24 protein-coding genes are annotated in these 21,041 nt (G+C 50.0%); 22 read left to right on the forward strand and 2 right to left on the reverse strand.

Annotation, left to right across the window (positions count from 1 at the left end):
• Window positions 1-76 precede the first annotated feature (76 nt).
• The 8 genes from rpsR (at window position 77) to lpxI (ending at window position 7,242) form a co-directional block, all read left to right on the forward strand.
• Window positions 77-325 carry a 30S ribosomal protein S18 gene (rpsR, locus tag PHH49_04465; protein ID MDD5488201.1) on the forward strand — a complete coding sequence of 83 codons (249 nt, stop codon included), beginning with the start codon at window positions 77-79 and terminating at the stop codon, window positions 323-325.
• Window positions 322-765 (forward strand): 50S ribosomal protein L9, encoded by a 444-nt coding sequence (rplI, locus tag PHH49_04470; protein ID MDD5488202.1) that lies wholly within the window; start codon window positions 322-324, stop codon window positions 763-765. The genes rpsR and rplI overlap by 4 nt, the downstream gene beginning before the upstream one ends.
• A gap of 24 nt (window positions 766-789) precedes the next feature.
• Complete coding sequence (dnaB, locus tag PHH49_04475; protein MDD5488203.1) at window positions 790-2,145, forward strand: replicative DNA helicase; 1,356 nt, start codon at window positions 790-792, stop codon at window positions 2,143-2,145.
• A complete protein-coding gene (gene bamA / locus PHH49_04480; protein ID MDD5488204.1) occupies window positions 2,145-4,466 on the forward strand; it encodes an outer membrane protein assembly factor BamA in 2,322 nt (773 codons plus the stop codon). Before dnaB ends, bamA begins: the two co-directional genes overlap by 1 nt.
• A gap of 39 nt (window positions 4,467-4,505) precedes the next feature.
• Complete coding sequence (locus PHH49_04485; GenBank protein MDD5488205.1) at window positions 4,506-5,018, forward strand: OmpH family outer membrane protein; 513 nt, start codon at window positions 4,506-4,508, stop codon at window positions 5,016-5,018.
• Between the two features lie 91 nt (window positions 5,019-5,109).
• Window positions 5,110-5,949 (forward strand): UDP-3-O-acyl-N-acetylglucosamine deacetylase, encoded by an 840-nt coding sequence (lpxC, locus tag PHH49_04490; protein MDD5488206.1) that lies wholly within the window; start codon window positions 5,110-5,112, stop codon window positions 5,947-5,949.
• Window positions 5,950-5,973: 24 nt separating this feature from the next.
• Window positions 5,974-6,429, forward strand: coding sequence for a 3-hydroxyacyl-ACP dehydratase FabZ (fabZ, locus tag PHH49_04495; protein MDD5488207.1), 456 nt, complete (start codon window positions 5,974-5,976; stop codon window positions 6,427-6,429).
• A 12-nt stretch (window positions 6,430-6,441) separates the two neighbouring features.
• Window positions 6,442-7,242: a UDP-2,3-diacylglucosamine diphosphatase LpxI gene (gene lpxI / locus PHH49_04500; protein ID MDD5488208.1), complete on the forward strand. Its 801-nt coding sequence runs from the start codon at window positions 6,442-6,444 to the stop codon at window positions 7,240-7,242.
• On the opposite strand, the gene lpxB is transcribed toward lpxI, so the two are convergent.
• On the reverse strand, window positions 7,243-8,376 hold the full coding sequence (gene lpxB, locus PHH49_04505) for a lipid-A-disaccharide synthase (GenBank protein ID MDD5488209.1): 1,134 nt from the start codon (window positions 8,374-8,376) through the stop codon (window positions 7,243-7,245).
• A gap of 22 nt (window positions 8,377-8,398) precedes the next feature.
• On the reverse strand, window positions 8,399-9,343 hold the full coding sequence (locus PHH49_04510; GenBank protein ID MDD5488210.1) for a Gfo/Idh/MocA family oxidoreductase: 945 nt from the start codon (window positions 9,341-9,343) through the stop codon (window positions 8,399-8,401).
• A gap of 226 nt (window positions 9,344-9,569) precedes the next feature.
• Between PHH49_04510 and PHH49_04515 the strand changes: the two genes are divergently transcribed.
• The 14 genes from PHH49_04515 (at window position 9,570) to PHH49_04580 (ending at window position 21,040) form a co-directional block, all read left to right on the forward strand.
• Window positions 9,570-9,791 carry a NifU family protein gene (locus PHH49_04515; protein ID MDD5488211.1) on the forward strand — a complete coding sequence of 74 codons (222 nt, stop codon included), beginning with the start codon at window positions 9,570-9,572 and terminating at the stop codon, window positions 9,789-9,791.
• 21 nt (window positions 9,792-9,812) lie between these two features.
• The gene (locus tag PHH49_04520) at window positions 9,813-10,283 is read left to right on the forward strand and encodes an Rrf2 family transcriptional regulator (protein ID MDD5488212.1); all 471 of its coding nucleotides are present in this window, start codon (window positions 9,813-9,815) and stop codon (window positions 10,281-10,283) included.
• Window positions 10,265-11,428, forward strand: coding sequence for a cysteine desulfurase NifS (nifS, locus tag PHH49_04525; protein MDD5488213.1), 1,164 nt, complete (start codon window positions 10,265-10,267; stop codon window positions 11,426-11,428). The genes PHH49_04520 and nifS overlap by 19 nt, the downstream gene beginning before the upstream one ends.
• Before the next feature lie 48 nt (window positions 11,429-11,476).
• Window positions 11,477-11,854, forward strand: coding sequence for a Fe-S cluster assembly scaffold protein NifU (gene nifU, locus PHH49_04530; GenBank protein ID MDD5488214.1), 378 nt, complete (start codon window positions 11,477-11,479; stop codon window positions 11,852-11,854).
• 123 nt (window positions 11,855-11,977) lie between these two features.
• Window positions 11,978-12,553 carry a 5-formyltetrahydrofolate cyclo-ligase gene (locus PHH49_04535; GenBank protein ID MDD5488215.1) on the forward strand — a complete coding sequence of 192 codons (576 nt, stop codon included), beginning with the start codon at window positions 11,978-11,980 and terminating at the stop codon, window positions 12,551-12,553.
• Window positions 12,554-12,680: 127 nt separating this feature from the next.
• Window positions 12,681-14,258: a ribonuclease Y gene (gene rny, locus PHH49_04540; protein MDD5488216.1), complete on the forward strand. Its 1,578-nt coding sequence runs from the start codon at window positions 12,681-12,683 to the stop codon at window positions 14,256-14,258.
• 13 nt (window positions 14,259-14,271) lie between these two features.
• Window positions 14,272-15,066, forward strand: coding sequence for a TIGR00282 family metallophosphoesterase (locus PHH49_04545; protein MDD5488217.1), 795 nt, complete (start codon window positions 14,272-14,274; stop codon window positions 15,064-15,066).
• Between the two features lie 17 nt (window positions 15,067-15,083).
• Complete coding sequence (gene xseA / locus PHH49_04550; protein MDD5488218.1) at window positions 15,084-16,325, forward strand: exodeoxyribonuclease VII large subunit; 1,242 nt, start codon at window positions 15,084-15,086, stop codon at window positions 16,323-16,325.
• Window positions 16,322-16,552 carry an exodeoxyribonuclease VII small subunit gene (gene xseB / locus PHH49_04555; GenBank protein ID MDD5488219.1) on the forward strand — a complete coding sequence of 77 codons (231 nt, stop codon included), beginning with the start codon at window positions 16,322-16,324 and terminating at the stop codon, window positions 16,550-16,552. The genes xseA and xseB overlap by 4 nt, the downstream gene beginning before the upstream one ends.
• A gap of 24 nt (window positions 16,553-16,576) precedes the next feature.
• Window positions 16,577-18,460: a 1-deoxy-D-xylulose-5-phosphate synthase gene (gene dxs, locus PHH49_04560; GenBank protein MDD5488220.1), complete on the forward strand. Its 1,884-nt coding sequence runs from the start codon at window positions 16,577-16,579 to the stop codon at window positions 18,458-18,460.
• Window positions 18,457-18,696: a 4Fe-4S binding protein gene (locus PHH49_04565; protein MDD5488221.1), complete on the forward strand. Its 240-nt coding sequence runs from the start codon at window positions 18,457-18,459 to the stop codon at window positions 18,694-18,696. The genes dxs and PHH49_04565 overlap by 4 nt, the downstream gene beginning before the upstream one ends.
• Window positions 18,693-19,748, forward strand: a complete 1,056-nt coding sequence (locus tag PHH49_04570) for a 3-methyl-2-oxobutanoate dehydrogenase subunit VorB (protein MDD5488222.1) — start codon at window positions 18,693-18,695, stop codon at window positions 19,746-19,748. Before PHH49_04565 ends, PHH49_04570 begins: the two co-directional genes overlap by 4 nt.
• A gap of 15 nt (window positions 19,749-19,763) precedes the next feature.
• On the forward strand, window positions 19,764-20,501 hold the full coding sequence (locus PHH49_04575; GenBank protein MDD5488223.1) for a thiamine pyrophosphate-dependent enzyme: 738 nt from the start codon (window positions 19,764-19,766) through the stop codon (window positions 20,499-20,501).
• Window positions 20,495-21,040, forward strand: coding sequence for a 2-oxoacid:acceptor oxidoreductase family protein (locus PHH49_04580; protein ID MDD5488224.1), 546 nt, complete (start codon window positions 20,495-20,497; stop codon window positions 21,038-21,040). Before PHH49_04575 ends, PHH49_04580 begins: the two co-directional genes overlap by 7 nt.
• Window position 21,041 lies beyond the last annotated feature (1 nt).

A 21,041-nucleotide genomic window follows, 5' to 3' on the forward strand; every position in this document is an offset into this window, starting at 1 on the left:
AATAGTGAAGAAGACCAATACCGACAGGAACGAAAAAGGGGACAGGAACGAAAGACGGACAAAAAAAGGGCCAAGGATATTCAAGAAAAGACCCTGCCGTCTCTGTAAGGACAAGATAGACAAGGTCGACTACAAGAACGTGGAGTTCCTTGAAAGATTCATCTCGGACAGAGGACGGATCATCTCTTCGAGAATAAGCGGGAACTGCGCGAAACACCAGAGGGTGGTGTCGAACGCCATAAAAAAATCCAGGGCAGCGGCGCTTTTACCGTTCGTAAAGGTCAAAGACGGGCTGCAGAGAAGAAGACCAAGGAGAGAAGAGTGAAAGTAATTTTGATCAAAGACGTAGAAAGTCTCGGCCAGATAGGCGACGAGATGGAGGTCAAGGACGGTTACGCGAGGAATTACCTGATACCCAATAAATTCGTCATAGAGGCCACTCCGGGGGCCGTGAGCATCCTCGAACAGAAGAAACGCCAGAAGGAACGTCGCGAAAGAAAGCTCATGGAAGCGGCCGGGCAGCTTGCCGAGAAGATAGCAGCGCTGTCGATAACGGTGTCTATGGAAGCTGGGGAAGAGGATAAATTGTTCGGAGCCGTGACTTCCGAAGTGATAGCGGAGTATCTGGCGGCCGAGGGCATCGAGATCGACAAGAAAAAGATAGTTCTGGACGACCCTATAAAGGCTTTAGGCGTATACAACGTGGAAATAAAACTGCATCCTGAGGTCAAGGCCCAAGCCAGGGTTTGGGTAGTTAAGAAGTAATTATCTCATTCCTGAAAAATAGAAATGATCCCGAAGACTATTGTCGAAAAAGTACCTCCTCAGAACGTTGAAGCCGAGATAGCGGTCCTTGGATCAATGCTTATCGACCGGGACGCGATATCCAGGGCCGTTGAGTTCATCGGGGAGGCGTCCTTCTACTTGGAGGCCCACAAAAGGGTCTTTTCCTCCATCGTTAAGCTATATGATTCGAACAACGCGGTCGATATAGTTACTCTTACCGAGGAACTGCAGAAAAAGAACCACCTGGACGGTATCGGCGGACCCGCGTATATTTCCAGTCTAGCGAACAGTATCCCGACAGCGGCTAATGTAGAACATTACGCCAAGATAGTCAGGGACAAGCATCTTTTAAGAAAGCTCATAAATACGGCAACGCAGATCGTCACGGAAGGGTATGATCCCTCGAACGAAGTTGACGACCTTCTCGACAAGGCTGAAAAGCTCATATTCGATATCACCTCGAACCAGCGTGGTGAGATGAGCGTGCTCCAGATGAAGGATATAGTCAAGGATACCATCGAGACCATAGATAATCTCTACCAGCGCAAAGAGAACATCACCGGCATACCCACGGGTTTTCATGATCTTGATGTGAAGCTCGCGGGACTCCAGAAATCAGATCTTATAGTGCTGGCGGGCCGTCCATCCATGGGGAAAAGCGCGCTGGCTCTTTCCATACTGGAATACGCAGGTGTAGTAGCCCAGGTGCCGTCCGCATACTTCAGCCTTGAAATGTCGAAAGAACAGCTTGCCCAGAGAATGCTGTGTTCCATTGCCGGGGTGAACGCCCATAAGGTCAGGACAGGGTTCTTTTCCCAGAACGAATGGCCTAAGCTGGTTGACGCGGCCGGCAAACTGTCGGAATCACCGATATATATAGACGATACCCCGGGCATCTCCGCGCTTGAACTCAGGGCCAAGGCGCGCAGGCTCAAATCCAGGTACAATATACAGCTCCTGATCATCGACTATATACAGCTCATGAAAGGGGCCTCCAACATAGAGAATCGCCAGCAGGAAATATCGGACATATCAAGGTCGATGAAAGCTCTCGCGAGGGAGCTCGACATACCGATCATAGGGATAAGCCAGCTGTCGCGCGCGGTGGAGCAAAGGGCTGACCACAGGCCGATGTTGTCGGACCTCCGGGAGTCCGGAGCCATCGAGCAGGACGCTGATGTCGTTATGTTGCTTCTGAGGGAAGAATACTATGCGCCTACGGAGGAAAATAAGGGTAAAGCGGAAGTGATAATCGCCAAACAAAGGCACGGCCCAGTGGGAAGCGTTATGCTGGCATTTCTGCCGGAATTCACGAAATTCGGTAATTTATCAAGAATAGAAGAGGAAGAAGGTTTCTGATGAAAAAGATGTTCGCAGCAATACTTGTGGTCTTGTCATTCCTTGTTGCCTTTTGTCTGCCATCCGCGGAACTCGCGCAAGCCCAGACCGGGAGCGCTAAAAAGATCTCGGATATCAAGATCAAAGGGAATAAAGCGGTAAGCACCGCGACCATAATGAACAAGTTGAAGATAAAACCAGGTGATGCTTTCGAAGAGCTGGCGCTTAACAACGAAATAAAAAGGTTGTACGCCACTGGATTCTTCAGCGATGTTTTCGTTGAAACGGATGACAGGGAAGAAGGCGTGCTCGTGATCTTCACCGTGATGGAAAAACCGACCATAAGCGGGATAAAGTTCAGCGGCAACGGGCGTATAGCCGCCGCGAAACTCATGAAAAAGATACAGGTAAAAGAAGGCGACCTTCTTGACTTCAATATGCTGGGCCAGGACGTCATCAACATCAGGACGAACTATACCGAGCAGGGGTATAGCAACGCGCAGGTAGATTACAGGATAGAGACGGATCCCGATACGGGCGCGGCCGTAGTGGTATTTGTCATAGATGAAGGTATGCCGTTCAAGATAAGGAAGATCGGTTTCGAAGGCAACAAAAGTGTTAAAACAAGCGAACTATTGAGTTACATGTCCACTAAAACGGCATGGTGGTTCATACGTAAGGGGGCGTTCGACGAGGACGTGTTCAAGGAAGACCAGGAGAGGATACAGTCGGTATACCGCAGCAAGGGTTTTCTCGATGCCAAGGTGACAAGCCGGGTGGAATACTCGGAAGACGGGAAGAGCATATACCTGACCGTTATCGTGGATGAGGGCAAACAGTATTATGTAGGCGACCTGAAGCTGGTGGGTACGCTCGCTTTTCCGGAAGAAGATGTAATGGCGACATTGAAGATGAAGCCGGGAGACGCGTTCGATTATAAGCTCATAAAAGAGGATATGGATAACATAAGGGCCTTCTATTTCGACAGGGGATACATGAACGCGGAAGTGGACCTGCAGAACAAGTATAATCCCGTTACCGACAAGATGGACCTTATCTACAAGATAACGGCGCACGAAGAGGTGTATGTCGGAAAGGTCAACGTATTGGGCAATACGAAGACAAGGGATAAGGTCATACGCAGGGAGCTCAGGGTATATCCAGGAGAAATGTACAATGGTGAAAGACTAAAGACAAGTAAGGAGAGGATATATAACCTGGGATTTTTCGAGGATGTTTACCTGGAGACCGTGCCTACGGACAAAAGTAACGTTAAGGACCTGGATATTACGGTGAAGGAGACCAAGACCGGCGAGCTTTCTTTCGGTGGCGGATTCAGCTCGGTCGACGCCTTCATTGGCTTTGCGCAGATACGGCAGAGGAATTTCGATATACTTAACTTCCCGAGCTTTACCGGTGGTGGACAGGACCTTACCATAAGGGGGGAGATAGGCAGCACCAGGACCAATTATCTCCTTAGCTGGACGGACCCGTGGATATTCGATCTTCCTTATCTTTTCGGGTTCGATCTCTACCGTACCGAATACGACAAATCAGGTCTTTCCGGGTATGACTATTACGAGAGGCGTACGGGGGGGTCTTTAAGGCTGGGGAAGGACATAACGGATAACCTGGCTACGGGACTCGTATATAACCTGGAAGAGGTCAAATTGACGGATATACCGGATGACGCCTCAGCGGATCTCCAGGCAGAAGCCGGGACCAACACCCTGAGCCGCGTTACCTGGAATCTTACTTATGATACCCGTGACAATAAATTCTCTCCGACAAAAGGTATCGTTACGGGTATGTCGCTCGAGAATGTCGGGGGTTTTATAGGCGGGGACAAGGATTTCGTCAAAGGAACGGTCTTCCTGACATATTATCGCACTATAATCGAAGAGGTGGTCCTCGAACTTAAGGGTCGCGGTGGTATGGCTGAGCCTTATGACGATACGGACAAGATACCGATATATGAAAGGTTCTTCGCGGGTGGCGCCACTACCATAAGAGGTTATAAACAAAGATCTGTTGGACCGCGGGACTCCAGGGACGGGGCTATCGCTATAGGAGGCGATTCTATGGTTATCGGTAACGCTGAACTCGCGTTCCCGCTGTATAAACAGCTTTTAAGGGGAGCTGTTTTCTATGATGTGGGCGCGGTACACACGAAAGCGGAAGATATCTTTGAAACATCGGGATATGTGATGGGCGCGGGCGTAGGAGTAAGGGTAAAAACGCCGATAGGTCCGGTAAAACTGGATTATGGTTATCCCTTAAGCGATAACCATGATGATAAGAAGGAAGGACAGTTCTATTTTAGTGTAAGCCATGGGTTCTGATCCGAACGGAAGTGTTCTTAACAACGGAAGGAGAGAGATATGACGGGGCAGATGATAAAATATTGTGTGAAAGTAGTAACAGTAGTTACAGTTTTGGCTGTTTGCGCGGGGCCGTTAGCTTTCGCGGAAGGGAAAATAGGTTATGTCGATCTTAGAAAGGCTTTTTATGAATATGAGAAAGCCAACTCACTTGACAAGCAGCTCACAGACCTTACGGAAAAACGCCAGAACGAGAGAAAGACCAAGATAGACGCGATCACCAAGCTGAGGGAAGAGGCCGAACTCCTGAGCCCGGAAGCAAAAAGCAAGAAACAGACCGAGATCGATCTCAAGTTGGTACAGCTTCAGGAATTTGATAGAGAGGCCAGGCAGGAACTTCTCACGAAAAAGAACGATATGTTCAAAGAGGTAATAACCGACATACAGAACGTAGTGGATGATTTCGGTAAAAAAGGCGACTATGATTATATCCTTGATTCAAGGAATATCATGTTCTCAAAGCCCGAATTCGATATGACGGACCAGGTCATAAAACAGCTTAACAAAAAGTGATCCATCTGAGTATATTCCCGGGGGCGGGTATCGACACCTTGCAGAAAGAAGGACGATACTGCCCCCGGACCGTTTAGGGGAGATATGTGAAATGTCGAGACAGGCGACCATAGAAAGGGATGTCAGTTTTTCCGGGATCTCCCTGCAGGAAGGGAAAAAGGTCGAGATCATCTGCAGGCCAGCCCCGGCCGGGACGGGTATAGTCTTTATCCGGACCGACATAGGCCCTGATGCCCGGATCCCCCTGAACGAGAAGACGATATCCACCGGACCCGACAGGAGGACCACGCTAAGTGTTCCCGGCGCGGAAGTTCAGACCATCGAACATTTCATGTCAGTATTATGGTGCCTTTCCATCGATAATATATATGTAGAGCTTAACGCGGAGGAGATGCCGGCCATGGATGGCAGCGCCGGCGGGTTTCTTGAGGTGCTGAGACCGGCTGGTAGGAAAGAACAGGACCGGCCACGACGGATCATCGAGATAAACAAGGAATTCCGGGTCGAAAAGAACGGGGCTTATGTGGCGGTGTATCCGGCGGAAGGGTTCGTAGTCTCATATTCCATAGACTATGGAATACCCTCTATCCCTTCCGAAAAGATGGAAGTCGAACTTTCTCCGTCCGTGTTCGAGAAAGAAATACTGCCGGCCAGGACCTTTTGTCTCAAGGAAGAGGCGGAAATGCTCCTCAAGGCGGGACTCGGCAAAGGGGCGACGTTCGAGAATACACTTGTAATGGCCGCGGACGGGCCTGTTGATACAAAGCTAAGGTTCAGCAATGAGCCTTTAAGGCATAAGATGCTTGATCTTGTCGGGGACCTGTACCTTACAGGACGTCCGCTAAAGGGCAGGATCGAAGCCGTAAGGTCGGGACACAGGCTTAACGCTGAAATGGTCCGATATCTGTACCGGGAATATAACGCGCAATGAACCATATTGAATAGGAGAGGGATAATGGAAAAAAAGGTATTGGATGTAAAGAAGATCATGTCATTTATACCGCACAGATACCCGTTCCTTCTGGTCGACCGGGTCATCGATTACGAAAAGGACAAGTGGATCACGGCTATAAAGAACGTGACCATCAACGAGTCTTTTTTTCAGGGACATTTCCCGGGCGAGCCGATAATGCCGGGTGTGTTGCAGATCGAAGCTTTGGCACAGGTTGGCGGCATACTGGCGTTGATGTCCGACGATGAAAGTGATACTTCCGAAAAACTGGCCTTTTTCATGACGATCAATAACGCTAAGTTCAGAAAACCTGTGGTGCCCGGAGACCAGCTCACCATGAAGGTGGAGATAGTCAAAAGGGTGAGAAAGAACATAGTGCAGACCCACGGTAAGGTGCTGGTGGATGACACGGTAACATGTGAAGCCGACCTTATGTTCAGCATTTTCGACAAAAAATAAAGGACAGCTGGAATGGATAAGATCGGTATAATAGCCGGTAAAGGCGCTCTCCCCATGGAATTCCTGGATGAAGCGCGGCAGGATGGCCGGAAAATAACGGTCTTTGCACTGCAAGGCATCACGGATAAGACGATCACGGAGCATGCTGAAAAAGTGTATTGGCTAAAAGTGGGTGAATTCAAGAAATTCGCGTTCCTTTTGATACGGGACAGGATCAAACAGCTTGCTCTTCTTGGTAAGGTGGATAAGTCCATACTTTACCGCGAGCACGGACAGGATGACGAATACAGGAAAAGCTATGCCCGTATAGGGGACACCAAGGATTACTCCATACTGCAGGAGGTCACGCGAAGACTGGGCTTTATCGGGGTAAGCGTGATGGATAGCACGGTATATCTTAAACATTTGCTGCCCGAAAAAGGGTTTCTTGGAAGTGTAAGGCCTGATGATACCACGGAAAAAGATATCAGCTTTGGATACGATATCGCGAAAAAGATATCAGGTATGGATATCGGCCAAACGGTCGTAGTGAAGGGCGGGACCATCGTAGCTGTCGAAGCCATAGAGGGGACTGACGAAACGATAAAGCGCGCAGGGGCCCTTGCCGGTTCCGGGTGTGTCATGGTAAAGGTAAGTCGTCCCCATCAGGATATGAGGTGGGATGTGCCCACGATAGGGGCCGATACGATAAGAACGCTTGTTGAGAACAAGTTCAAGGCCCTCGCGATAGAAAGCGGCCGAATGTTCGTGATGGACAGGCAACAAGTGGCGGACATGTCGGGACAGGCGGATATTACGATCAAGGTTATTTGATCAGATACGATCCTTGCCCGCAAAACGGGCTATAGCTTTTGCGGCTCTTCCTGCCGCACCCTTTTCTCCCAGGGAACGTTTTACTTCCCTAATAGCGGCCAACATAGCCTCCCTTTTACCTCGATCGTTAATGATATCAAGTAAATGGCGCGACAGTTTTTCAGGCGTGAAGTCGTTCTGGAGGAGTTCCGGTACCACTGTTCTGCCGGCGACCACATTGACAAGGCCTATGTCGCGGACCTTAGCGAACAGTTTGAAAAGGGCATATGTAAGGAACCCGCTCTTGTATACTATTACCATTGGTCTTTCCATCATGGCTGTCTCGAGCGTAGCTGTGCCGGAAGCCACTACGGCTATATCACAATCCGACAGGCAGGAGAACGCGTCGTCGGTGTATTCCTTTATCCGCAGTTCTGTGCCATACGTGGAAACGATATTATTATATAGCTCCGCATTAACATTGGAACTTTTCGCCAGCAGGATATGGGGAACATCCTTATTCCCGCGTATTTTACGGCAAGCCGCGAGCATTGTGGGCAACAGATTCTCTACTTCACGCGTTCTTGAGCCAGGGAGAAGCCCGATCGTCCTGGGGGGTGTAGCCGGATCTCTGGTCAATGTCCCGTCCGGGACCATGTCTACGAGAGGATGCCCCGCATATTCGGCGAAAATGCCGTGTTTCGCCAGAAGGTCTTTTTCGAAGCGGAAGAGGGTTATCGGAAGCGACACATGATTTTTTATATATCGTACACGGTCTTCTCCCCAGGCCCAGATCTGCGGTACCACATAATATACCACCGGTATCCCGTTCTTTTTCAGGAACCTGGCCATGCGCAGGTTGAATCCCGGATAATCTATGAGTATGGCCATAGAGGGGCGTCTCTTTATTGCTTCAGCCTTCAGGGAGGCAAATTGGCGGCGTATCTTGAACAAGCTTGTGAGGAGTTCAGAAATGCCGACAAGCGAGAACGAGCGAATGTGGGTGAATAGTTCCATGCCTTGGGATGACAGCATGTCCCCGCCGACCCCCCAGAAAGAAGTGCCTGGAAGAAGGGGGCGGAGTTCCTTGAGAAGTTCGCTTCCGCGCATGTCTCCGGAAGGTTCTCCCGCTATTATAAGGATATTCTTGCTCATAATAATCAATCCGTAATAGGGATCATTTCGAAGCGGGGTTATTTTTTATCTTTTCCAATATGGCAAGGGCTACTTCCAGCGCCTGGCGGCCTTCCTGGCCGGACACAAGAGGCTTCTGGCCGTTACGGACACAATCCACAAAAGACCGCAGCTCTATCTGCAGCGCGTTCTTCTTGTGGATATTTATTTTCTCCTTGATGAGGGATGTTTCCGTTTTACGGAAAAGTATGGCATCCTGGTGCAGAAAATCCAGCAGGATATAAGAGTCTTCCTGGAATATCCTTATCTTGCGGGTTTCTTCCTTGGTCACGCGGCTCGCGGTTATGTCGGCGATGGCGCCGCTCTGAAAGCCAAGACGTACGTTCGCCATGTCCTCATGCCGGGAAACGGTACTTACACCGACCGCTTCAATGCTCTTGACCTTTGACCGAAGTAAACCCAGGATGATGTCTATGTCGTGTATCATGAGGTCCAGGACCACGCCGACATCCTTTATACGTTTTTTCTTTTGTATGGACCCGAGCCTCTGGCATTCAATGAATTTCGGTTTTTTGATGAAAGGTTCTATCGAGCGAATAGCGGAATTGAAACGTTCAATATGCCCTACCTGTATGATGAGCTTTTTTTTCTTCGCGATCGCGATAAGTTCGTCCGCTTCCTCAAGGGTCTTTGTTATCGGTTTTTCTATTAGGACATGCACGCCCGCCTTGAGAAAATCCTTGGCAACTTCATAATGCCTGGTGGTAGGTACGACGATGCTGACAGCATCCACCTTGTCCAATAGTTCCCGGTGATCTGTATAGAAGAGGGTATTATTGCGATCAGCGACCTCTTTGGCAACGCTTTTACGTATATCGCACACACCCACAAGGGTAAGACCGCATGTCCTGCGAAGGGAAGAATACATGTTGGCGTGGATCGAGCCTAAATGGCCAGCGCCGATGACAGCTACTCGTAGTTTATTCATAAAACCTTTCAATATTGAAGTAACAAAAGACTATCGCAGATTATATCATTATTACAATAATACGGCAAGAGCGTACTCCGGAATGTGGTCGAATGGTGTTCGCGGGGCCGGAGAACAAGAGGACATTTTTACTTGACAAAAATAGTAAGGAATTATAAAATGATCGTGTTTAAAAGATACTGTATCGGTTTTCTTTGCTAAAAGATCTGGTCTCAAGGAGGAGAAGATGGAAGAGGCGGTAAAAAACATCATAAATGAAAAGATCAAACCAGTTCTCCAGCAAGATGGGGGGGATATAGAGCTTTTGTCCGTTAAGGACGGCGTTGTTAAGGTGAGCCTGAGGGGGGCATGCTGTGGATGTCCGATGAGTCAGCTTACTCTGAGAGGTTTTGTGGAACAGACATTAAAAAAGGAACTACCGGAAATCAAAAAGGTAGAATCGGAATAAGGCTAGTATTTAAAGGAAGTTATGCTTTTGACGACAAGATCGGCATATGGGGTCAGGTCGCTTGTTAATCTCGCCCTGAAGTATGAAGAAAGGATGCCTGTCTCTATTAAGGAGATCTGCGAGGCGGAAGGTCTGTCTTTGGTCTATCTGGAGCAGATATTTAACCGGCTGAAACATTGTGGTATAGTGAAAAGCAGGCGTGGCCCGCGCGGCGGGTACATGCTTGTAAGAGCACCCGAAGATATAAGCGTATATGAGGTCGTGGTGGCACTTGAAGGGGGGATCTTCCCCGGCAAATGCGTGACCGCAAAAGGGAAAAAAGCGGTTTGCGTGAATGCCGGGACCTGTCCCTCCAAGGAAGTCTGGGACGAGGTTGCCAGGAAGATAAAGGAGGCTTTGGAGGCGTATTCCTTCAGGGACCTGGCCGATAAAGCCCGCAAGATCGATCACGGGCTGAATGAAGGCGGTGTATTATGCGGAAAGTTTATTTAGACTCGAACGCGACAACAAAGGTCCATCCATCAGTCCTGGAGGCGATGGCGCCTTTCTGGGACGAAGTATACGGGAACGCTTCCAGCGTTCATTTATTCGGCAGGGAAGCCCGGAAAGGGGTGGAGAAAGCGAGAGAGCAAGTCGCGGCGCTCATAAACGCGTCACCGGAAGAGATCATATTTACCTCCGGCGGGACGGAATCAGATAACTTCGCGTTAAAAGGAACGGCAAATCTGTCCAAAAATAAAGGGCGACATATAATAACGTCTTCCGTGGAGCATCACGCGGTGCTCAATACCTGTAAATATCTTGAGGCCCATGGATCCAGGGTCACGTATCTGGGGGTCGATGAGTCCGGAGTGGTCGATATGGACGAGCTCAGGGAGAGCATATCGGCAGATACCGCCTTAATATCGATCATGGCCGCCAACAATGAGACCGGAACGATAATGCCGGTCGAGGAGATCGGGCAAATAGCGCGCGAAAAAGACATCCCTTTCCATACGGACGCCGTACAGGCGATCGGGAAGATACCTTTTGATGTGGGGGCCCTTGGAACGTCCCTTGTGTCCATATCCGGACATAAGATATACGGGCCTAAGGGAATAGGGGCTTTGTACGTAAAAAAGGGGACCAGGCTGGATAAGTGCCAACATGGTGGTCACCATGAGAGGAATATGCGCGCTGGTACCGAGAACGTACCCGGGATAGTGGGGCTGGGCATGGCCTGTGAGCTGGCGAGGACGGAGGGTATCGCCGCTTATGCGGACGTGGAAAAGTTAAGGGATAAGTTCTATCATCGGCTCGAGAACGAGATCCGGCAGATAAAGTTGAACGGGCATCCATCAAAAAGGTTGCCGAATACGTTAAATGTAAGCTTTCATTATCTGGAAGGAGAATCCATCATACTGAGCCTCGACCTTGAAGGTATCGCTGCTTCTACGGGATCGGCCTGTACGTCCGGAAGCCTGGAATCCTCACATGTACTGAAAAGTATGGGAGTGGACCCTCTTTTCGCTCAAGGGTCGGTACGGTTCTCTTTCAGTGTTTTTAATACGGAAGAAGACATAGATCATGTCATGGAAAAAATGCCGTCCATAATAAACAGGCTGAGACAGATGAGTCCTGTGTACAAGCACGAGTGATAAGAGGCCTTATGCAGGGTGGGCCAATTAAAAAGATATGGAGAGAAAATGGAATATAATGAAAAAGTGATGGAACACTTCAAGAACCCGCATAATGTCGGGGAAATAACCGATGCCAGCGGAAAGGGGAAAGTAGGGAACGCCAGGTGCGGGGATATAATGGAGCTTTATATCAAAGTTAACGATAAGGGCGTTATTGAAGATGCCCGGTTCAAGACTTTCGGTTGCGGCGCCGCGATAGCTTCAAGTTCGGTCTTGACGGACCTTATAAAGGGAAAGACCGTAGAAGACGCGTTAAAGGTGTCCAACAATGATGTTGTGGCCGCTCTTGGGGGGCTTCCGTCGGTCAAGGTCCATTGCTCGGTCCTTGCGGAAGAAGCCCTGCGGAAAGCGGTAGATGACTACTACGCAAGGTCTTCTAAATGAACATCTTACGCTAATATAGCCCTTTTGTGGGGGGATAGATAGAAAATACTTTGCAAAAAATAAGAAAAATGTGGAAATTTTGCCGATTATAGGTTATCCTTAAATAGTAAAAATTAGATAACAATGGTAGATAACACGAATATCATTAGAGGAAAAGAAGAAATAAGAAAGGAGATGATCAGGCGTCTTAAGGGCCAGGCTCCTTCTGCAAGGGACAAAAAAAGCCTAAAGATACAGAAGGAAGTGTTAGCGAGTGAAGAGTTCAAGGGCTCTAGGACTGTCATGGCATATGTTTCGCTGCCTTCGGAAGTTGGAACGGATCAGTTCATCCAAGAGGCAATGGAACGGGGAAAAAGGATAGTGGTCCCGTATATCGGACCCGACGATCAACGAATAATAGCTTCTGAATTGACATCTGTGGAAGAACTGGAAAAAGGCCCTTTTGGCATATCGCAGCCGGGGCAAGGCCGCTTCAAAGCTATACCTTTAAAGGAGATAGATCTAATTGTGGTACCGGCAATAGCTTATGACAAAAAGAATATGAGGCTCGGAAGAGGTAAGGGATACTATGATAGGTTCCTTGCTGAGGAGGGCCTTTCTTCTGCCAATACCATTGGAGTTGCCTTTAATTTCCAGATAGTTGATGAAATTCCTTCAGACCCGCATGACAGACCTGTTCAAAGGGTAATAACGGATTGACCTGTCCAAGATCTCTTTAGTCGTGAAAAGAGCTGATAACAGCTTTTTCCCTTAAAATTAAGGGGAAAAGTCCTGAGAAGTACTTATCACCCGCCCCAAGGACACCTTTAAAAAAGGGAGGATATATATGACTATTGCAAGCGGATTAACAGTGTTCCATCTGGGTTTTGCCGTCCTGGGGTGTGCGTTCTTTTTTTATCTTGGTTATATATTGCGCAAATATACGGCCAAGATGAAAATAAAACGGGCTGAAGACAAAGCGAAGACCATAATAAACGAATCTAAGGTAGAAGCGGAAAGGCGTAAACGGGAATCGGTCCTGGAAGCAAAGGATCTTTCTCTGAAGATGAGGATGGAGTTCGAGGCCGAAACAAGGGAAAGGCGTAAAGAGCTCCTCAACATGGAAAAAAGGCTCATGCAAAAGGAGGAGAACGTAGACCGAAAGGTCGAGTTCATCGAAAAAAAGGCCGAGGAGCTAAAATCTAAAGAAGACCTTCTTGAACAGAAATATCGGGATGCCGACGCCAAGAAAGAGGAACTCAACGGTACCTTGCAGGCACAGAAAGAGAAGCTCGAGGAGATATCCGGGATGAGCCGGGATCAGGCGAAGACCCTTCTCATGAAGAAAATGGAAGATGAAGCTCGCCAGGAAGCGGCGTACACGATCAAGAACATACAGGACGAGACCAGGGATAAAGCTGACCGGGAAGCGCGGAAGATAGTAGGCCTGGCTATACAAAAATGCGCGGTTGACCACACGGTTGATACTACCGTAAGCGTAGTGCCTCTTCCGTCCGAGGAGATGAAGGGAAGGATAATCGGTCGAGAAGGAAGGAACATCAGGGCTCTAGAAATGGCTACTGGAGTGGATGTGATAATCGACGACACCCCGGAGGCTGTCATCATATCCGGATTCGATAAATTCAGGAGAGAGATAGCCAGGATATCTCTGGAGAGGCTTATAGAGGACGGAAGGATACATCCGGGTCGTATCGAAGAGGTCGTGGAAAAGGTAAAGAAAGAGATGGAAGCCACGATAAAGGAAGAAGGCGAAGCGACGTTGCTGGACCTGGGGATACACGGGGTGCATTCCGAACTGGTCAGGCTCTTGGGCCGGCTCAAGTTCCGGACAAGTTACGGCCAGAACGTTCTACAGCATTCCAAGGAAGCGGCGTACCTGATGGCAACTATGGCCGGGGAGCTGCGGTTGGACGTGAACCTGGCTAAACGTATCGGCGCGTTGCACGACATAGGTAAGGCTGTTTCGCATGAAATGGAAGGGTCGCACGCTACTTTGGGAGCGGACCTGGCGAAAAAATTCGGAGAGCCGGAAATAGTGGTACACGCTATAGCGGCACATCATGGCGATGTCGAACCGAAAACGCTGCTTGCTGTGCTGGCGCAGGCCGCTGATGCCATAAGCGCCGGACGTCCGGGAGCCCGCAGGGAGTCGCTTGAGCATTACATAAAAAGACTGGAAGACCTGGAGGCGATAGCGAACGAGTTCGAGGGTGTGGACAAGACATACGCCATACAGGCCGGCAGGGAGATAAGGGTAATAGTCCAGCCGGAAAAAATAGATGATGCGCGCAACGCCGTTATGGCCCTTGAAATGAAAAAGAAGATAGAAAGCACCCTCCAATACCCCGGCCAGATAAAAGTGGTGGTAATACGCGAGGTGCGTTCTATCGAGTACGCCAAATAAGGGAAAAGGCGATATGAGGATACTTTTCATCGGGGATATCGTAGGTAAGCCCGGACGTGATGTGGTAAGGGATAAGCTGGAGTACGTAAGGCAGCGGGAAGGCATAGACCTCGTTATCGCCAACGGGGAGAATGCCGCAGCTGGCAGCGGGCTTACGCCCTCTATAACGAACGAGCTTTTTTCGAATGGCGTGGATATTGTTACTTCCGGCGACCATATCTGGAAAAGAAGAGAGATATATGATGTCCTGGAAAAGGACAAAAGGATCCTCAGACCGCTCAATTATCCGGAAGGAGCTCCCGGCCGGGGAGCGGTCACGATAGACACCAGGACCATGGGCAAAATAGGTATCGTCAACATCGTGGGAAGGGTGTTCATGGACGCGGTGGAATGTCCGTTCAGGAAAGTAAAACACGCGGTGGAGAAGATTAGGAAAGAGACACACGTGATCATCGTGGATATGCATGCCGAAGCGACCAGTGAAAAGGTGGCGATGGGGTGGTATCTGGACGGGTTGGTGACCGCCGTGGTGGGTACACACACGCATATACAGACCGCGGACGAAAAAATATTACCAGGTGGCACGGCCTATATAACGGATTGTGGTATGACCGGGCCATATGATTCGGTCATAGGGCGGGTAAAGGAGAACGTTATAGAAAGGTTCGTATCACAGCTCCCGACAAGGTTCGACGTGGCGGACAAAGGAGTGGAAATGCATGGTGTGATCATAGATATGGACGCCGTGACAGGTAAGGCCACAGCCATAAAACGTATACAGGAAAAGGGCGCGAACCTGACTATATGATCGGGTCAGGCAGTACGATGAATATGGGCGATACGCACATTTATACGGTAACAGAACTCACCCGGGACATAAGGGCGATCCTGGAGAATACGTTCAGGGCCGTGTGGGTCATGGGAGAGATCTCGAATTTTTCCGTATCCAGCGCGGGGCATACGTACTTCAGCGTAAAGGACGAGAACAGCCTGATCAATTCCGTGATGTTCAAGGGCGGAGCGCAGAAACTTCGCTTCACGCCTAAAGACGGCACACAAGTGATCTGCTCCGGCCGGGTCAGTGTTTATGATAAGAGGGGCCAGTATCAGCTCTATGTGGAGACAATGGAGCCACAAGGGATCGGCGCTCTCCAGAAGGCGTTCGAGGAGCTGAAGAAAAAACTCAATGAAGAAGGCCTGTTCGAAGAGTCCCGGAAGCGGAAAATACCAGTATTGCCTTTGCATATAGGAATGATCACTTCTCTTACGGGAGCCGCACTGAAGGACATGCTTAACGTGGCTTCGCGGCGTTTCGGAGGTATCAGGATAACAATACGTCCGGTCCTGGTGCAGGGTGATAAGGCAAAAGAAGATATCGTTTCAGCCATATCCGAACTCAACGGATACAACGACGTGTTAGAAAAAAGCGGGGAAGCCCCGATAGATGTCCTCATCCTAGCCAGGGGGGGAGGGAGCCTGGAGGATCTTTGGGCTTTCAACGAAGAATGTGTGGCAAGAGCGATATGCGCGTCCGATATCCCGGTAGTGAGCGGGGTCGGGCATGAGGTTGATTATACTATAGCGGATTTCGTGGCCGATATGAGAGCCCCGACACCTTCGGCGGCGGCGGAACTCGTAGTGCCGATGAAACAGGAGCTTATGGATCTCCTGGAGGGGGCGGAGGAACGGATAACTTCCGCGATCAAAAGGAATGTGATGTTCTACCAGCGTTCCCTGGACGCTTTAAAGGATAGTTACATCTTGCGGTCACCGGTCAATGTCCTGTCCCAATCAAGCCAGCTGGTGGATGACCTCCTGAAGAGGACGCATGCCGGCTTGAGATATCGCGTAGAGGTCGGGAACAAAGAACTTGGAACGCTGTCCGGCAGGCTTAATGCTCTCAGTCCCCTGGCGGTCATGGGCCGCGGGTTCTCGATCGTTTATAAGGGTGGGCAGATACAGAGGTCCGTAAAGGGAATAAGAGTGGGAGACGATATTGAGACGCTTTTGGCTGATGGGTATGTGAACAGCAAGGTTACCGGGATAGAGCGGAGGAGCAAGACATGAAGGACCTGTCTTTTGAGAGGGCCATAAAAAAGCTCGAAAAAGTAGTAGAAAGCCTTGAAACCGGGGAGCTGGGGCTGGAGGAGGCTCTCAAGCAATATGAAGAAGGAGTGAAGCTGGCGCGGGTCTGCCAGGAAAAACTCGATAATGCCAAGGGGAAAATAGAAGTGCTCGCGGGAGACAAGGGCATGACACCGGCAAGGAAGCCATATAAACAACCCGAAGAGTGATCTTTATTCGGAAAGGTAATTTTGATGTACGACATTCTAAACAGTATAAGTTCACCACAGGACCTTAAGCGGCTGAAGAGAGAGGAGCTCAGGGAGCTGTCTTCGGAAATACGCGAGAAGATCCTGGATGTCACGTCAAGAAAAGGTGGACACCTCGCTGCCAGCCTGGGTGCTGTCGAGCTTACGGTAGCGTTACATTATTGCCTGGAAAGCCCGAGAGACAAGATAGTGTGGGATGTCGGCCACCAGTGTTACGCGCATAAACTTTTGACCGGACGCAACGACAGGTTCGAGACCCTCCGGGAAATGGGCGGGATAAGCGGGTTCCCCAATTCTTTCGAAAGTGAGCATGACCCTTTCATATCCGGGCATAGCGCTACAAGCATATCTTCGGCGCTGGGCCTGGCGGTGGCCAGGGACCTGGCGGGCAAAGACCATAAAGTGGTGGCGGTAATAGGGGACGCATCGCTTTCGACCGGACTTGCCTTTGAGGGGATGAACCAGGCGGGGCATCTTGGTACCAGTATGGTCGTCGTGCTTAACGATAACGAACATTCCATATCAAAGCCAGTGGGAGCCATGAGCCGATATCTTAACTCCGTGATAACCAACCCTCTTTACAATAAAGTAAAGGAGGAGTCAGAGAAGATTGTTAAGAGTATCCCGAAGCTTGGACCCGTGGCGCATAAGACCGTCAAGAAGTTCCAGGAAGGGCTCAAGAACCTTCTTGTCCCCGGGATACTTTTTGAAGAACTCGGTTTCAGGTATTTCGGTCCTATAGATGGGCACGATATCGATCAGCTCATATCCGTTATGAGAAAGATATTGGTGCTCAAGGAGCCCGTGTTCCTGCATGTAATAACAAAAAAAGGAAAAGGATATGGATTCGCGGAAGCCGATCCCGAGAGATTCCATGGCGTAGGCGCGTTCGATCTGGGAACAGGTAATGACGTAAAACGGCCAAATGGCGAGGACCTTTCCTTTACCGGGTATTTTTCACGTAAGATGTCCAAACTGGGAGAGAAGAACCCGAGTATCGTCGGGATAACCGCCGCGATGCCCGAAGGTACGGGACTAAAGGCCTTTGCGAAAGCCTTCCCCGAGAGGTTCTTCGACGTAGGGATAAATGAACCACATGCTGTTACGTTCGCGGCAGGACTGGCTAAAAGTGGGTTCACGCCCATAGTCGCGATATACTCCACGTTCCTGCAGCGGTCCTATGATCAGATGATACATGACGTGGCGCTCCAGCGCCTGCCGGTCATATTTTGCCTGGACAGGGCCGGCCTTGTAGGAGAGGACGGCCCGACCCATCATGGCATGTTCGATATCTCGTATTCAAGAATGCTACCGAATTTTGTGGTAATGGCGCCGAAAGACGGCATGGAGCTTGAGGAAATGCTTGATAATGCGGTAAAATGGGTCAAGCCGGTACTTATAAGGTATCCGAAGGGAGACGCGACTAGAGTGGTTAGTTCGGCTTCCTGCAGGCCGATAGAAAAAGGTCTTTCAGAGACTTTGCGCAGGGGCGAGGACCTGACCATTATCGCGTTGGGGAGCATGGTGAACACGTCGCTTAAGGCGGCGGACATACTTTCCGGGAAGGGGCTGGAAGCAGAGGTCGTCAATGCCAGGTTCGTGAAACCCCTGGACCGCGAGATGCTGGACAGGGTAGCCCGCAAGAAGAAGAAAATATTCATAGTGGAAGAAGGGATAATAAGCGGCGGATTCGGGAGCGGAGTACTGGAGTTCTATGAACACCAGACCATACAAGGCCTTGGGGTCAGGTGCCTGGGGTTGCCGGATGAGTTCATTGAACATGGGAACAGGGAAGAGCTTCTCAGGAAATACCATATGACCCCGGATGGTATAGCGGAGATCATAATGTCGGAGAAGAAAAAAACATGAAGAGACGCGGGCGTGTAAAGATCGATGCCGAGAAATGCAAGGGTTGTGTTCTGTGTGTGGATGTTTGTCCTAACGGGGTCCTGGCCCTGTCGGACAAGGTGAATAAAAAAGGGATGCAATATGTCGTGGTGGAACATCCTGAAAAATGTACTGGGTGCGGATTATGTGCCATCATGTGCCCGGATTGCGGTATAGAAATAGAAATAGAAAAAGATAGCGCGAAGAGGGGAAAATGAAGTATCTGTCGACGGGTAACGAGGCTTGCGGAGAAGGCGCGATAAGGGCCGGGTGCAGGTTTTACGCGGGTTATCCTATAACCCCGCAGAACGAACTTACCGCCTATATGGCCCGCAGGATGGAAGAGACCGACGGTGTTTTTATACAGGCTGAGAGCGAGCTCGCGGCGATAAATATGGTTTTCGGCGCTTCGGCGGCCGGAGCCCGTGCCATGACGAGTTCTTCCAGCCCCGGAATAAGCCTTAAACAGGAAGGCATATCGTACATGGCCGGTGCGGAACTACCCGGAGTGATCGTGAACGTGATGAGGGGAGGGCCCGGATTGGGGAACATAGCGGGTTCGCAAGCGGATTATTTCCAGGCGACCAAAGGCGGAGGACATGGGGATTATAGGATGATAGTACTTGCCCCGTCGACCGGGCAAGAGATGTTCGATCTTACATATGAAGCTTTCGCGCTGGCTGACAGATACAATAACCCTGTAATGGTGTTGGCAGATGGCATGCTGGGGCAGATGATGGAACCCATTGAGTTCGACGATAATATAAAGCCTTCCGGTATCGTGGAAAAGCCCTGGGCAATGACGGGAGCAAAAGGACGTGCCGCAGGCAGCATCAAAAGCCTCTTGTTAAAGGACGGCGTACTTGAAGAGCACAACAAAAAGCTTCAGGAGAAATATACCAGCATGGCTAAAGAAGTACGTTGTGAGACCGTTGATACGGATGGAGCAGATGTGATATTAGTGGCCTACGGTTCCATGGCCCGGATAGCAAGGGAATGTATGGGGATCCTGGCGGAGCATGGGATAAGAGCGGGGCTAATAAGGCCTGTCACGCTGTGGCCGTTCCCGTATGATGTCATAAGGGGTATTGCGGCGAAATGTCCGCGGTTCTTCGTTACGGAGATGAGTGCCGGACAGATGGTGGAGGATGTCAGGCTGGCCGTGCAGGATGACAGCAAGGTGTCGTTCTGCGGGCGTATGGGAGGGGGAGTTCCCTCGGTGGACGAGATCACGGAACAGATAATCGGTTCAGGGAAGAAAAAGATATAGAGAACGGAGCATGTCATGACCGAAAAGATAACCAGGCCGGCATCAATGAAAGACGTTGCCATGCATTACTGCCCGGGATGCGGTCACGGGCTTATACACAGACTTGTTTGTGAGGTCATAGATGAAATAGGTGTGCGGGAAAAAACCATAGCTGTAGCCCCGGTAGGGTGTGCCGTTCTGGCGTACGATTACTGGGATTTCGACACTTTGGAGGCCGCGCACGGACGCACCCCGGCGGTAGCTACGGGTATAAAAAGGGTACATCCGGACAAACTGGTCTTCACTTATCAGGGGGATGGTGACCTTGCCGCTATAGGGACCTCCGAGATCATACACGCGGGCAACAGGGGAGAGGATATTTCAGTTATCTTTGTGAATAACGGGGTTTACGGAATGACCGGAGGGCAGATGGCACCGACCACTTTGATAGGGCAGACCACGGCTACGTCCCTATATACCCGACGACCGGAAAAAGAAGGCTATCCGCTTAAGATAATGGAGATGATGGCGGTGCTCCCGGGGGTAGTATATCTGGAAAGGACTTCGGTGCATTCCCCGAAAGCGGTCCTGGCCACCAAAAGGGCGATAAGAAAGTCTTTCGAGATACAGCTGGATAGAAAAGGATTTTCGATGGTAGAAGTGTTATCTCCTTGTCCTACGTATTGGGGATTGTCCCCGGTAAAGTCGATGGAACGAATAGAAAAAGAGGTCGTCAAGGAATATCCCTTGGGGACGATAAAGGACGTATGTTGAACGAATCGATAATCTGTGCCGGGTTCGGCGGCCAGGGCATTATGATCATGGGCAAAGTCCTTGCCAGCGCCGGGATGATAAAAGGATTTAATGTTACGTGGATGCCTTCGTATGGCGCCGAGGTCAGGGGCGGGACCGCGTATTCAATGGTGAGAATAAGCTCGCACGTGATAGGTAGCCCAATGGTACCTATGGCCTCTACCGTTATAGCCATGAACGAGCCGTCCATGGTGAAATTCGAGGAAAAAGTGAAAAAGGACGGGCTGTTCATCCTGAACAGTTCACTCGTGGGCGCAAGTCCTTCCCGCGGGGACATTAAGGTGATAAGAGCTCCGCTTACGGAAGAAGCGATGAAAATAGGTAATGTGCGCGTCGCTAACATCATAGCGGTGGGTATTTACGCCGCTAAAAGCGGGATATTCGACAGGGCGACGCTTTCTCAGGTGATAGAGGAGTTCGCCGGCGACAAGAAAAAACTTATACCAATAAACATCAAGGCCCTGGAGAAGGGTATTGAAATAGCCGGAGAGGGGATATGAG

Source organism: Candidatus Omnitrophota bacterium (genome assembly GCA_028715965.1).
Taxonomy (GTDB): domain Bacteria; phylum Omnitrophota; class Gorgyraeia; order Tantalellales; family Tantalellaceae; genus JAQUQS01.